Here is a 13486-nt window from a genome sequence, read left to right on the forward strand (position 1 = left end):
ATCAACGGTTCGCCCCGGAAATTGAACTTTACCGAAGGGAGAAAATTATCTTTAACTTCATCAAGTATCTTTTTATAAAGCTCCTTACTCATATAGCCCTGGGCCATCTTCCCAAAAGGGATCTGGCACATTGAACACCGAAGGTTGCAGGTGTTGGAAGTTTCGATATCAATGTGAAGCGGAAAATCAGCCACAATATTTTTCGCGGGATTTTCCGACCAGGCCTTTCGATACAGGGCGAATTTTTCGCCAAACAGCCGGTTAGTATCCTCAAACCGATCCGTCCCCAGAACTTCGATAAAGTCCGGACTGACTTTAACTATTCGACTTTTTTCGACAATATTTTCCAGCATTTGTGCCACTCCTACCTTAAAAACAAGCAAAGACATTCCTCGCTTTTTCGCCCCAGATATTCTCTGTAATACCGCTGCGCTTTGATTGTTTGATCTTCGTTTTCACCCTTTAAAGATATTTCGTTAAGCAAGGTAACAAGCGATTTTTCTGATCCTGCCTTCAATTTGTTCAAGGGGGAGTTTATAAGAGGATCATAACTAATTATATCATGAAAATGGCTGATCTTAATGACCGGCAAGCCCATCCCCATTGCCTCTAAAGCTACTTTACTTCCATCATAAAGTACGACAAATGATCTTTCAATGTCCTGTTGAAGAGGGCGGGATGAAATCTCGACATTATTTATAGCTAGAAGATTAAAAGTCAAATTATCAATATAATTACTTAAGGGAGCCGCCGGGTGAGGTCTGATTATCAATTGAAAATCACTCTCTTTTAAAGAAGAAATCACAAATTCCAGCATTTCTTTAGCCCTTGGATAACAGCCAAGCACAACCAGTATATTTTTGCTCGTTAATTTTGGCTTGATCTCAAAACCGGCTTTAACCGCGGAAAGAGAACAGCCCACCTGCAATATTGCCGGTGGATAATGCCCATCTTTTACTAAATAATCTCTGGTAATACTCCCCACAGTAACAATCCGGTCCGGCAATGGAATAAAATTCTTCTCATTAGCGCTCAAAAGAACACTCGTCAGCGCCTGATAAAGCACGCTATGCTGGTACCCAATAATATAAGGCTTTTTTGTTGCTCTTAATCCAAGGGTCAGCATTTTTTCCCATGGATAATTCTCGTGGCTAAAAATACAGGTCGCAAGCTTATAATGCCGACCGATGCCCTTACCGAGGTAATAATAAATCATATTATGCAGATCCTGTCCGCGGGCGCGCTCATAAGCAAGGCAAGAATTCAGAAGCAAAGAGATATCGATCCCTTGAAAATAAACAGGTCCCGTAACCTTGCATGGCTTGAGCCGGCAAGAAAAAAAGGCCAAGAGCGGATCGATCAAACGAAGCAACATCTCCTGCGGTAGCGGCTTGCCATCCGTCTTCATAATCTTTACCGCTTCGATAAAATCACCAAGAACACCGACAAACATATCAACGTTCAGTTGTTTTTTTCTTAAATCGTCATGAAGCAAGCCGAAGTAAAGATCTTTATAAGGAGAAGAAGACAATGAAGCAGAGGTCGCCCAACTCCTGATCAAATATCGCCCCCCTTCCTTCATTTCTGGCCCAAACACTTTCTTCCGGCGCAAAAACAAACGACAAACAACGATCCGGTAATAATGTTTCAGCAGGAACAACCCTGAAGAAAGAGTCAGCCTGGACAGAAAAAGCAATGAAGCAAACAACCAGCCCTTAAAACCGGACATCAGCACTGGCCGCCCATTATTTTCGCAATAACGCCTCAACTGCCCGGCGACGCGAGGTAAATCTGTGACCACTACGACAAACTCCGCACCCGAAGCCTTTATTCTATCAGCAAGACAAGCCATCTTATAAAGCTCGTCGAAAAAACTCGAGGAGACATAATCTTTCGAAGAGAGACTGTAGCTCCACCATTTAATGCCTTGATATTTGGAATTAACTTCTCCGATCAAATCAATATACTCCGCCAAGAAGCGCTCCGTCTCTGCCAGAGGACGGTCACAAACATTCACCGCTTTAACCCGGCAGATATCCAAAATAGCCGCGGCTTGCTCTCTGTCAGTTGCTAAGACAAGAAGCGCAGTGCCAAACAACTCCTTTTTGCTTAAAAACAGCTGCTGAGCGCGATGCGCATCCGGCACAATAAATATTTTTCTAATCTGACCCATTGATTATCTTATCGCGCCCCCAAGTTTTCCTGAATTTTTCGTCGGCAAACGCCAAGGCGGCCTCTCGGTCCTGTCCTTGATTTAAATTGTCTAGCAAACACTCCAAATAGCCGGCCATTCTTTTCGCCGCTTTTCCGTCCCGAAACTGATCTTTTTGCGGCAAAGTCGCAATTATTTCCTGTCTGCCGACCCGGCTGTCTTTGTTCTGCCTCATTTCGCTTATTGCCGCCAGCAGACCCGGCAAGGAATCAAAAATGATGGTTCCCCTCCCCCAATCATATTCCTCATATGTGTATATTTTTTCCAGGTCCAAATAAACAACCCGCGAACCGGCCAAAAAGCACTCTAAAGCAGTTGTCCCTCCTAATAGGAGGGCGACAGTAAGATCGGCCGCTAAAGATGGTTCCGCCGGAAAAGTGTCGGTCATATATTCGCCGTCAATAAAGATGCATCTTCCGGTCGCTTTTGCTTTTTCGACTAATTTCCCAATTTCAGGCAACCTTTTTAAGAATGTTTTTGGACGTTTTGGGCTACAGATCAGCCCCAGTGTTTTATCGGCGATCACGGCTTCAAGTAAATTTTTGTATATCTCCATGCTCCTAGCGTTGGGGAGAACACTCATCTGGTCGTCGCCGGAATTTTCATCGAAGTAACAAATAATGAATTCAGCCCCATTATCAACCAGTTGCCGTCTTATGCCTGCCGCCCGTTCTTTAACAGCTATAAACGCATAATCAGTTAGGAAACCATTATAGATATAACGCCCGCAAATCGATCCAGCGTCGGTCAGTCGCGGCAAATAATAAGGCCCAAATATAAACATCACGTCGGCCCCCGAAGACAATCCGTTGTTTGAAATCGGCCAATTCGATATCTGATAACTAACGTTTATTCCGCCGTTGTCCCTAAGCGCTAACTGGCGGGCAAGCCTGAAAGGGTCAAAATCAATAAAATCAATATTTACTTTGATGTTGTTACTCCTAAAAAAATCATAAAAACGCGCATATTGACCGACAAACCGCATTGTCCAGTGCAAATAGTCCAAAGATCTCAAGGCAAATGAGTATCTAATAAATAAAAAGATGCTCTTTACTAACATCTTTAAACTTTTCAAAAAAACGGCAAACGATGGGCGGTAAATCATGACATCACAGGTAGCAGTCGCTTTAGGCGTCATCGCGACAGCAGAAATGCCATTTTCCCGTAACTGATCCGACATTTTTTTGTTGACCGGGACATCTTCTCTTTCAAAATACATAATTGTTTGCGCTCTGTACTTATCCAACATCAATAACCAGGGAAAATCACAACGCTTATTAAGATCAAAAGAAAACCCTTTTAACGTGTAGGGATTGCTCAATTTGACGGTCTGTTTAGCAGCAACTTTTTGCCGCCAATTATTTGGAGAGAACAGGGGCAAAAGCATCATTTTAACGATTAAATACAGGTTTGCAGCCAGCATTATTAATTGTCCGCACAATGTCCTTAACGAATATCTGGTCAACACCGTAATACCGAAGCGATCAAGAGCATAAGCGGCTAACTCATTTGTAAACGGCGACCAAGGGACAACATATTCAATTTGCCCCCGCCCCTTGAGTTCACTCTCCTGTTCAATCGCTCTAAGATATATAGTGGGATCATGCACCATATTGTACGAGTGTTTCCTGAAATAAAGCCTGACCTTATCTGTACTGCCTAGCATCTCTCCTAAACGGCCAATAAATTCATTCTTCTCAATAACATTGCGCTCAATCCGATCAACAAGCTCGATCAAATCCTGGCTATAAATAATCGGAAAAATCGCCTCTTCCTCATCTCCTCGCAGATCACGAAGACAAAAATTATAACGAAAAATTATTCGCCCCAGATCAAACATTTTAATGACTTTTTTAGCCAAAGGGGTCGCGTTAAAATAATAGATCTTATCAAACTTCTTGCCAGGAAGTAAAAACTCTATCAATAACAACAAATCAAGACGATAATAATACCTGGACTTCATCCTTGCCCAACCTTTTCAGATACAAATTTTGAAAGATTTCCTGAATAATCTTCAGCAAACAAATATTTTTTAAATAGAGGTTTTGGAACATTTTGGGACAAAATGTTGTCCAATAGCCATTGCAAACCATCTTTCAGGTGCTTTGCGTCATTTACATAATAAACCGAGCCTATCTTCCCGGCAGTTCCGGACGTCAACTTCTCTGCCTCAAGATGCTGGTATCGTCCCTCTCTGTCAAACAATAAAACCGGGATAAAATTTTGCAAGGCCTCCTCGATAACGGTCGACGAAAAATTGACCAATAGGTCCGCCAGCGTCAGCATTTCGTAAAATGGCGGGTCGGAAGAAAGGATGGTCAAATTATTTGTTTTTGGAAGCAAGGATCTTAACGTCCCGAAAGTGGACGATCTCCCCCAGCCGGCATGCAATCGAATAACCAAGTGATACCCTTCGATTTCATTGATCGCGCTTATCAGATCGGCCGCGGATGCCAGGAACTCATCGAACGTTTGAAAGGTATGAAATCTCATCCCATTTCTTAAACGAACGCTTTCGGGGTACAAGATTATTTTTTTATTCCATATATTTTCATCCAAATATTTCTTTTTTAGCGCCGCCTTCTGATCTACATTGATCTTCGCGAAGACCAACGGTCCGGTTTTAATGATCCGTTTTTCTTTGACAAGGTGATGTTTTCTGTAATACTCGTAATGCTCGAACTCGGTTGGAGTTTGGATCGCCGCGCAATTATAAACATCGCTTAAAACCAAGGTTTTTCCTAAATGATAATTTTCGATGCTTTCAAGTTCGTTCTTTGGCGCGACTATCGGACCATGCGCGATCATCAGCGCCGGAATATCACGAATCAAACAAAGCTCGGCGAGCATAAAATAGGTGAACCTCGCAAACGGGGAAATCATCAGCTTGATGTTCAAGGTATCAAAACAGCGTTTCATTATTACGGACTTATAATACAAATTAACCAGATAAGGCTTTAAATCTATAACAATTTTCTCACCCATGATATCCATGAAATTCACGCCATTAACCGTAAAATGTCCATGCCAATCGCCATTGAGCTTCGCTATAAGGTCGTCCACCGACCGCGCTAAACGCTGGCCGTTGCCGGAGCTAAGCCGCCTGGAAACGATATCCGGCTTTATCGGCAAGATTAAATTTAAGCCACTGATCCTCGAGATGTTCAATAACCTTAATACGCAGGTAAGCGTAATGGCGGCGATCTTCTTGAAACCGATCTCCTCGGAAACCACCATCCAGTGCACGTCGGAATAATTTCTTTTTAGATCGTTCGCTATTTTCCCGACATTGTACCCGGAGGAAGCAAGCAGGACCACTTTTTTTCTTTTCAAGGAAAAGCACAATAAACGCCGGTATCCCTCCGCCGCCAACCCAAGAAAGAACGCGCTGATAAAGCCGCCAAACGACCTCTTTTTATCGCTTGAGCTGGATCGCATCGGGATCTTTTTGAATTTCAGGTCGTGTTTGCTTGAGAATATTTTAGCGATCGCCCCGACATACCGCTCGCCAGCCTGGATCTGAGGCGTACTGTTCTCTTGAATATCATTCCGGGGGGAGCAGGCGTATATAGACGCGATATTGTGTTTGTTTGTTAATTCCACAAGCATTTCGTTATACATCAAAAAATGATGCATATAAAACCGCAGGAAAAACAGAAAAGTGTCGTTGTAGCTTTCTTTTATTTCCGTGCCATCCTCAAGACTTATGTTCTTCGCCAGGAATTGATACCATTTTTCCGATTGTAGCAAAGCCCTGGAATGCGCCTGATTTGACAAATATGGCAAAGTATTTTCAAAAGGGATATTGCAGCTTTTAAAAAACAGTTGGACCTGCGCTTGCAGGGCAATGATCCGGAAATCCATCGGGGAAAGCGCTTGCTCCCGGCAATATTCTAAAAAAGCTTCGGCTTCATCGGTAAATTCCAAAAGAACGATCTTTTCTCCGGTATTTTCTTTTTCCATCCTAAAGTCCGAGTCCCTTCAATAAATTTTTAACGGCGTCTACTTCCATCTGGACCCTCGCCTCTTTCGCATAACTCCCCATGTGAGGGGTCAAGACAATATTGTCCAATTCACATAAAGCGCCTGAATAAGGTTCGGCCGCAAAAGCATCGAACCCCGCCCCGGCAAGCCGCCCATTTTGCAGACAATCATATAAGGCGGCTTCGTCCACCAGTTTCCCCCGGGAAACATTTATTAGAACCGTTCCGGGCTTCATCGCTTCAAGCTGCTTGCGGCCCAGCAAATGATGGTTTTCTTTCGTATAAGGGATATGCAACGAAATTATTTCAGACGTTGCGATCAATTCCTCAATGGTCTGGACTTGTTTGATCCCTTGATTTCCGGAAACATAGGGATCATAAATATACAGCTGGCAATGGAAGGGGGTCAGTAATTCCGCCAGCCTCCGGCCGATCCTGCCGAAACCAATTATCCCGACCTTCTTTTCCTTAAGCAGACGGCCCATCGTTTTTTTCCAGGCCCCCCGCCTCAAGTTACGGTCGGAATAACTAATTAAACGAAGAACGTCCAGGATCAGCCCGAGCGCCAACTCCGCCACCGCCTCCGTCGGGCCATTAGGCGTATTATAAACTTGGATCCCCTTCTTTTCGGCGGCCGCGACATCAACGCTGTCCAACCCTACCCCCAGCCGCGAGATCACTTTCAAAAAACCGACCTGCTCCATTACTTTTTCCGTCAATGGTTCCGTCCCCGCTATCAGGCCGGCCTTATCAGCCAAATAACCGGCAATCTCTGCCTCCGTCAATTGCCTGCCAGTCGGGTTCAATTCGTAATCAATTCCATGATTTTTAAGCAAATCCAACGGCTTGGGATCGTCTTTCCCGAAAGTTGAAGTCGAAATAAAGATTTTTTTCATCCGATCACCAGTTAACATATTCGTCCTTTTTCAGGTAATCCTTCATATGCCAAACAACCCCTTCCTGATCGGTGAAAAAATAACAATCGCCGTCAGGATTTTTCACGGTCCGGTCAATTTGTAATTTCAAACCATCCTCAATAAACGACCTGGCATTCTCGGTCCTCAAGCAAGGCTGACAAAACCCGACGGCACACGATCGCTCGCCGGATTGCTTCTTCTTAACCTCGATGTTCAAACCATCGTTACTGATAAACATCGCCGTGCCGGAGCCGCTTATCGTTTTATATCTTCCGCCTTGAAATATTCTGGTCAGGAATTCGCAATAAGCCGGGATATCCGAGACATGCACTTCAATATGGTCAAAAAATACTGGTTTGCTCATTTACTTCTCCTCTCTATATACATGCGGGACCAGGTCGCGGCTGACCGCCAGACGGACCGCCGGCCGGTCGCCGATCGCGGTGATCTTGTGCCATTTTTTCTTTTCGATGAAGACCAGATCGCCCTTGCCGACTTCGTATTCTTTGCCTTCAATCTCCCACTTCCATTGTCCCTCGACTATATACCACCATTCGTTCCAGTCGGGATGGAAATGGAGCCGGTTCCCTTCGCCGGGAAGCTGGGAAATCAGCGTCGCGGAATTGTTCTCGGTATTAACAACCCGGCGACACCATGACCTTGAGTTGTCCATGCCGGCAATTATCGCTTCAAGGTTGACCAGCGGGAGGTTCTCATGTTCAAAATCATTATTTTCAACTCCGTCTTTTTTAAGTATCCTGGGGACCTCGACTTCGGCGACCAGTTTATCTTTTGATTTTTCTTCATAATATTTCTTTTCGAAATATTCATGGTTTTTGCGGTAAAGCAGGGCAACTTCCGCCAGCGCAAAATCCTCTTCATGGTCAATATCGATCGTCGACAGCCCTTTCAAAACATAATACCCGGTCTTGCCGTCCGCACCATGATAAGCAAAGCCGTACTTTTTCAGGTGGTCTTTGAAGCTCTGGTAGGTCCAAGCCATAAGGACCGTGGCGTAAGACTGGACCGGGACCATATCCTGCGAAGAGATATGCGGCTCCAGCCTTTTAAAATTGACCGGCTGATCTTTATAAATACAGGCGATCTGCTGATTCTCGACCGAAACCAGAGTATCGAATTTCCCGTCCGCCATTTGTTTTACAAAAGCGCTGATCTCTTCAGGCGTTATCAAGGGAGAGGTCGGAAGAAGCTGGACCAGGATCTCCCCATTGACCTTGCCGATGAAATCGGCTACAAAATCATCGTTATTGGCCTGATCAGAGGCAAACTTGTCCGGCCTTTTATAGAACTTGGCTCCGTATTCGGCGGCAATCCCGGCAAACACTTCCGCTTCGGAATTGACATAAACCTCGTCAAAAACCCCGGAGGCAACGGCCGCTTCTATTATATAAGCGATCAAAGGCTTGCCGTCGATTAGCCGCAGGTTCTTCTTGGGCACCCTCTTGCTCCCCAACCTCGCCGGTATCATCCCGATAGTTTTTGCCATTTTTCACCTTCCTCCTGCCCGATAGCCCGCGATAAACTCCGCGTACGTTTTTCGGAATTCGTCTTCCTTCAGGTCGTCGTATTTAAACTGCTGGCCAATGTCTTTCGAAAGGATCATGGTCAGGTCGTGGCCAACTCTTTTTTTATCCTTTTTAAGATACTTAATCATGGCCTCGGCCCCGATCGTCTTAAAGTCGAACTTCGGGTAATACTGCCTAAAAATCGCCTCGAATTCGTCATATTTCCCTTTGGTCATTATTCCCCGTTTGAGAGAGACCAGGTTGGCAAACCCCATCCCAACGATCACCGCTTCCCCATGGCTGACCCCAAAGTTGCTGGCCGACTCGAGCGCGTGCCCGAAACAATGGCCGTAATTCAGGAGGTTCCTCCGCCCCGAATCAAACTCGTCGCCTTCAAAATAGGATCGCTTGATCTCCAGCGTCGATCTGATGACCGGCTCAAAATATTCATTGTCCCTCAAATCACCGGCGGAAAGATATTTTTTTAACAATGCGTAGCCCTGCTGGTTGGACATCAGATGAAATTTTATGATCTCCCCCAACCCGCTGTTAAAATAAGCGTCGGCCAAGGTCCGGCATAACGAACGGTCGATAAAGATCTTATCTGGGGGATAAAATGTCCCGATCAGATTTTTGCTGTCATCGAAGTTGATCGAAGTCTTCGAACCGATACAGCTGTCCGCTTGCGCCAGAAGCGTCGTCGGGAAAAAAATCCATTTTAACCCCCGATACATAGTGGACGCGATAAACCCGCTGATATCCTGGAGGATCCCCCCGCCAAACGTTACCAGAATATCATTGCGGGTGAAATGGGCGTCGATCAACGCCCGATAGTAGTCGGCCAGCTTCAAATATGACTTGTTTTGCTCCAACGCGGGAATGACCAATCGGTAAGCCTCGCCCGTAAAAGCATTGACCTTTTTTTGATGCGCCCGGTAAAACCCTTCATCTATAAAATAGAACAAACGGTCGTATTTCTGGCCGGAAAAAACTTGATCCTTATTATCCAGCAGATCGGAAACGATCTCCGCCGAGTAATCCTTAACTTTGGACTTAATCTCCATCTTCATTTTATCGTCACGCCTCCATCGACAACGACCGTTTGGCCGGTAATATAAGTATTAAGGTCGGAGCAAAGAAAAACCGCGAAATTAGCGATCTCTTCCGGACTAGCAAACCGACCAAAAGGAATATTGCGAATAAACTGTTCTTTTTGCTCGGCGGTCAGGACCATTTCCACCATTTCAGTCTGGGTATGCCCGGGACAAATGGCATTCACCAGCACATTGAATGGAGCAAGAGCCAGCGCGCTTGCCCGAGTAAGCCCGATCAGTCCGGACTTGCTTGCGCTATAAGCAGTGGAGCCGGGCTTTGAAACAATCCCAGCCATGGAACTGACATTAACGATCTTCCCCGATCTTTGTTTTTTCATTTTATTCGAAGCAACCTTCATAATCCTGGCCGGCGCATATAAATTGACTTTCAACACTTTATCAAAGTTCCCATCGGTCAGATCATAGACTGCTTCAGGAATATGTATCCCGGCGTTATTGACCAGCACGTCCAACCGTTCTTCTTGTTCCAGCTTTTCAAGAAAACCCGCCATCCCTTCCACGTCCAAAAAATCAACCTTGATATGCTCGGCCAGGGGGTACCCCTTTATCCAGGCGGGGGGCTCCCCCCTGCTGGTGACCGTTACCCGGCAATCAAGCTCCAGCAGTCCCTTCGCGATCGCTTCCCCGATACCGCGGTCCCCACCGGTCACCAGCGCGTTTTTCCCTCTAAAATCGATCATTGGATGGTAAACCCCCCGTCCACAACCAGCACCTGGCCGGTCATGTAAGTATTGAGATCAGAACATAAGAAAGCCGCCGCTTTCGCAATCTCCTCCACTTCCGCGAACCTTCCCGTCGGCACCTCTTTGCATAACAAATCGATATCGTTTTTTGACAGGATCGATGCGGTTAGGTCGGTTTTGGTAAAACCAGGGCACAGCGCGTTAACCAGTATGCCGTGTGGAGCTAAATCAAGCGCCGCCGCCCTGGTCAGCCCGATCAGACCGGTCTTGCTCGCCGAATAAGAAGCGCGTTTTTCCTTGGAAACGATTCCGAAAATCGAGCTTAGATTTAATATTTTTCCTTTTATATTATTCTTGATCATCCGGCTTGAGACTTCTTTTATCAATAACGCGCAGCCGGTAAGATTAACTTTAACAATCCTTTCAAAATTGCCGATATTCATTTCATTGATCGGCTCGATCAGGTTGATCCCCGCATTGTTTATCAGGATATCAGCATCATCCGGCATATTTTCTATAAAAGCAACAATGCTCTTGTCATTCGCCAGGTCTAATTGAGCCGTGCCTGTAGCCACCACTTCTCCGCCCAAATCGGACAATAAGTCGGCAATCCCTTTTCCGATCCCCCTGGTCCCACCGGTTACGATCGCCTTTTTCCCTTTAAAATTCAATTTATTTTTGTGCATAAACCGCATCCACCAATTTCATCAGTTTGAGCGCGTCTTGCGTATTCGCTACCGGGACTTCTTTGTCGTTCTCAATCGAATCCAAAAATATCTTTACTTCCTTTTCCCAGGAAGAATTTATTCTATAGACAAACTTCTCTTCTTCGGTCCAGGTGGCGGCTGGCGGCGCGGTCCGGTTCTCCGCGATCGTTAATTGTTCTTCCCCATAAGACCCGGAAGAGGTTATAAGACCATTGACTGTTAAATATCCTTTTTGCAAAAACATTTCAAGAGAAAACAGGTGTCGCCACTGGGTCATGGTTGAGTGAAGCGAAGCGACCTGCCCCTTATGGTTTTTGAACAACGCAAAAACGTTGTCTTCGATATCCGCTTTCCAATAAAGATTAGAAACAAAAGCTTTCACTTCTTGAAAATCACCGCACATCATCAAGAATAGATCGAGCATATGGATCCCCTGGTCAAGAAAGATGCCACCGCCAGATAAATTCTTTTTTGATCTCCAGTTATCCTGAAAATTGGGCGGAACACTTTTTCCGTAGCGACCCCTCATCCAAAGCAACTTGCCATATTTTCCGGAATCAATCAATTCCTTGGATCGTATGATACTTTCATGATGCCGGTGATTAAATCCGAACATCAATTTCAACTTCGGATGTTTTTTCTCTTCTTTGATCATCTCCATTACTTCCGCCGCGCTGATTCCCGGAGGCTTTTCACAAAAAACATGCTTGCCCCTACGCAACGATTCGATTACGTATTTGGCAATTAAATAATTGGGAACACAGATGAATACACCGCCAATCTTGTCATCATCAAGTATTTCCCGGTAATCTTCCACGACCTCAACCCCATTAAGCCGGATTTGACCGCAAGGGTCGTAAACCTTTGCGACCGAATGACCGGGGATACAATCAATCACCTCATGACGGATCTTTCCCATCACGCCGTAACCCAGCAAGCCAAATTTCATTTTTTTCTCCTTATCTGAACTTGTAGACCGCCGCGCCAATGATCTGATCGTTAATATAATGGATCAACAAATTATGGATTATTTCCACATAACCGTAAGCCTTGCTGTTCAGGTAAATATTGATATTGCCTTTTTTTCTCAAAGGATTATTTTTTTCAAAAGCCGAAAAAGTGATCACTTCGCACCCGATTTTCCTGGCCGCTGCAACAGCATTTAAAATATTCTTGGAGGTCCCTCCGCTGCTAATCGCAATCAACACATCTCCTTTGTCAGCAAAGGCTTCGATCCCTTTGCTGTACACTTTGTCGTAGCCATAATCATTTGCGAATGTCGTTAATTGGGGCGTGCCGCTTATCGCCATCGCCCGGAGCCCGGCATTCTTGGTCAGGTCGATCGCCATGTGCTCAGCGATTGCCGAGGAACCACCGTTCCCGACCAGGATTATTTTTTTCCCGCGTTTTTTCGTGCTTTTGATCATTTCTATGGCCGCTAAAAGATCCCTGATATTTTCCTTATCTTCCAAATACTCCTTTAATGATTCGTTAAACCCCTCAAAATATTGTCTAGTATCCAATTCGATCACTCCTTTTATTTGATTTAAACAAACCCCTTTAGCTACGCTTTCGATCATCTAGCCCCTTGTCTCATCCTTTACAAAGAGGCGAATGGTATTGTTGGCAAGAGCATCCTCTTGCCTATAAGGAACGGGAAACCGTTCGCAGACCCCGGTGAATATTTTGCTTGCTACCATTTTCAAACCGACTCTCTCGAACAATTTTTGGAAATCTCGCGGATAGGCCAGGAAACTTCCTTCATTTTCAAGCGTCAGCACGAACTTGCGACTAACTCTCGCCATTTCCCTGAATACATAGTTATATCTGGGATGGATATTAACCAGTACGGAATGGCAAAAAACCAGATCGAATTGTCGTGACGGAAATTTGCGCAGTTCCAGCGGGGCATTCCCTACGATTAATTTACTCTGTTGCGCCATATCAGGAAAAGCTACCCGGGCTAGTTTGACTGCTTCTTCGCCGATCTCAATGCCGGTAAGGTCTCTATATCCAAGCTTGTATAAATAATTCAATGATCGTCCGACATTACAGCCGATTTCCAGGATCCGGCTGTTTTTATCAAGGTAGGGAAGTACTTCTTTAAACAATTCAATCGTGGAATTATTTTCTTCAATATAAGTTTCCGGATGGTCGTTACTCCCTTTTGTGCCTTGTTTCTGCCAGCGGGAACAACTTTCAAAAGCGGGAGAGGCCAGAGGTGGCCCTATGCCGTTAGTTGCCAAGAAAGAAGCCATTCTGAAATATTGATACTTCAAATAACTATTATTTCGCATAACCTCAATTAACTTCTTGCGAAAAACACACAACCCTTCATACATA

Annotated in this window: 13 protein-coding genes; all 13 read right to left on the reverse strand. The window is 45.1% G+C overall.

Annotated elements, in window-relative coordinates; genetic code table 11:
* Window positions 1-389, reverse strand: a 389-nt coding sequence (locus KKF06_04945) for a hypothetical protein (protein MBU1617102.1), incomplete at its 3' end; no start/stop codon positions are given.
* Window positions 365-2173 (reverse strand): hypothetical protein, encoded by a 1809-nt coding sequence (locus KKF06_04950; protein MBU1617103.1) that lies wholly within the window; start codon window positions 2171-2173, stop codon window positions 365-367. The genes KKF06_04945 and KKF06_04950, both read right to left, overlap by 25 nt.
* Complete coding sequence (locus tag KKF06_04955; GenBank protein MBU1617104.1) at window positions 2160-4175, reverse strand: hypothetical protein; 2016 nt, start codon at window positions 4173-4175, stop codon at window positions 2160-2162. Before KKF06_04955 ends, KKF06_04950 begins: the two co-directional genes overlap by 14 nt.
* On the reverse strand, window positions 4172-6175 hold the full coding sequence (locus tag KKF06_04960) for a hypothetical protein (protein ID MBU1617105.1): 2004 nt from the start codon (window positions 6173-6175) through the stop codon (window positions 4172-4174). Before KKF06_04960 ends, KKF06_04955 begins: the two co-directional genes overlap by 4 nt.
* 1 nt (window position 6176) lies before the next feature.
* The gene (locus tag KKF06_04965; GenBank protein MBU1617106.1) at window positions 6177-7091 is read right to left on the reverse strand and encodes a phosphoglycerate dehydrogenase; all 915 of its coding nucleotides are present in this window, start codon (window positions 7089-7091) and stop codon (window positions 6177-6179) included.
* Between the two features lie 4 nt (window positions 7092-7095).
* Window positions 7096-7476 (reverse strand): VOC family protein, encoded by a 381-nt coding sequence (locus tag KKF06_04970; GenBank protein MBU1617107.1) that lies wholly within the window; start codon window positions 7474-7476, stop codon window positions 7096-7098.
* Complete coding sequence (locus KKF06_04975; GenBank protein MBU1617108.1) at window positions 7477-8619, reverse strand: cupin domain-containing protein; 1143 nt, start codon at window positions 8617-8619, stop codon at window positions 7477-7479. It lies immediately after the preceding gene.
* A gap of 3 nt (window positions 8620-8622) precedes the next feature.
* On the reverse strand, window positions 8623-9708 hold the full coding sequence (locus KKF06_04980) for a 3-dehydroquinate synthase (protein ID MBU1617109.1): 1086 nt from the start codon (window positions 9706-9708) through the stop codon (window positions 8623-8625).
* Window positions 9705-10433 (reverse strand): SDR family oxidoreductase, encoded by a 729-nt coding sequence (locus tag KKF06_04985; GenBank protein MBU1617110.1) that lies wholly within the window; start codon window positions 10431-10433, stop codon window positions 9705-9707. Before KKF06_04985 ends, KKF06_04980 begins: the two co-directional genes overlap by 4 nt.
* Window positions 10430-11122 carry an SDR family oxidoreductase gene (locus tag KKF06_04990; GenBank protein MBU1617111.1) on the reverse strand — a complete coding sequence of 231 codons (693 nt, stop codon included), beginning with the start codon at window positions 11120-11122 and terminating at the stop codon, window positions 10430-10432. Before KKF06_04990 ends, KKF06_04985 begins: the two co-directional genes overlap by 4 nt.
* Window positions 11109-12092 (reverse strand): Gfo/Idh/MocA family oxidoreductase, encoded by a 984-nt coding sequence (locus KKF06_04995; GenBank protein ID MBU1617112.1) that lies wholly within the window; start codon window positions 12090-12092, stop codon window positions 11109-11111. The genes KKF06_04990 and KKF06_04995 overlap by 14 nt, the downstream gene beginning before the upstream one ends.
* Before the next feature lie 10 nt (window positions 12093-12102).
* Window positions 12103-12723 (reverse strand): SIS domain-containing protein, encoded by a 621-nt coding sequence (locus tag KKF06_05000; GenBank protein ID MBU1617113.1) that lies wholly within the window; start codon window positions 12721-12723, stop codon window positions 12103-12105.
* A complete protein-coding gene (locus KKF06_05005; protein ID MBU1617114.1) occupies window positions 12724-13485 on the reverse strand; it encodes a class I SAM-dependent methyltransferase in 762 nt (253 codons plus the stop codon).
* Between the last annotated feature and the right edge of the window lies 1 nt (window position 13486).

It is taken from the genome of Candidatus Margulisiibacteriota bacterium (assembly GCA_018822365.1).
Classification (GTDB): domain Bacteria; phylum Margulisbacteria; class WOR-1; order O2-12-FULL-45-9; family XYB2-FULL-48-7; genus XYB2-FULL-45-9.

Coding starts and splice junctions, on each gene's coding strand:
- KKF06_04950 (MBU1617103.1), bottom strand. CDS start 2,173: ATGGGTCAGATTAGAAAAATATTTATTGTGCCGGATGCGCATCGCGCT.
- KKF06_04955 (MBU1617104.1), bottom strand. CDS start 4,175: ATGAAGTCCAGGTATTATTATCGTCTTGATTTGTTGTTATTGATAGAG.
- KKF06_04960 (MBU1617105.1), bottom strand. CDS start 6,175: ATGGAAAAAGAAAATACCGGAGAAAAGATCGTTCTTTTGGAATTTACC.
- KKF06_04965 (MBU1617106.1), bottom strand. CDS start 7,091: ATGAAAAAAATCTTTATTTCGACTTCAACTTTCGGGAAAGACGATCCC.
- KKF06_04970 (MBU1617107.1), bottom strand. CDS start 7,476: ATGAGCAAACCAGTATTTTTTGACCATATTGAAGTGCATGTCTCGGAT.
- KKF06_04975 (MBU1617108.1), bottom strand. CDS start 8,619: ATGGCAAAAACTATCGGGATGATACCGGCGAGGTTGGGGAGCAAGAGG.
- KKF06_04980 (MBU1617109.1), bottom strand. CDS start 9,708: ATGAAGATGGAGATTAAGTCCAAAGTTAAGGATTACTCGGCGGAGATC.
- KKF06_04985 (MBU1617110.1), bottom strand. CDS start 10,433: ATGATCGATTTTAGAGGGAAAAACGCGCTGGTGACCGGTGGGGACCGC.
- KKF06_04990 (MBU1617111.1), bottom strand. CDS start 11,122: ATGCACAAAAATAAATTGAATTTTAAAGGGAAAAAGGCGATCGTAACC.
- KKF06_04995 (MBU1617112.1), bottom strand. CDS start 12,092: ATGAAATTTGGCTTGCTGGGTTACGGCGTGATGGGAAAGATCCGTCAT.
- KKF06_05000 (MBU1617113.1), bottom strand. CDS start 12,723: ATGATCGAAAGCGTAGCTAAAGGGGTTTGTTTAAATCAAATAAAAGGA.
- KKF06_05005 (MBU1617114.1), bottom strand. CDS start 13,485: ATGTATGAAGGGTTGTGTGTTTTTCGCAAGAAGTTAATTGAGGTTATG.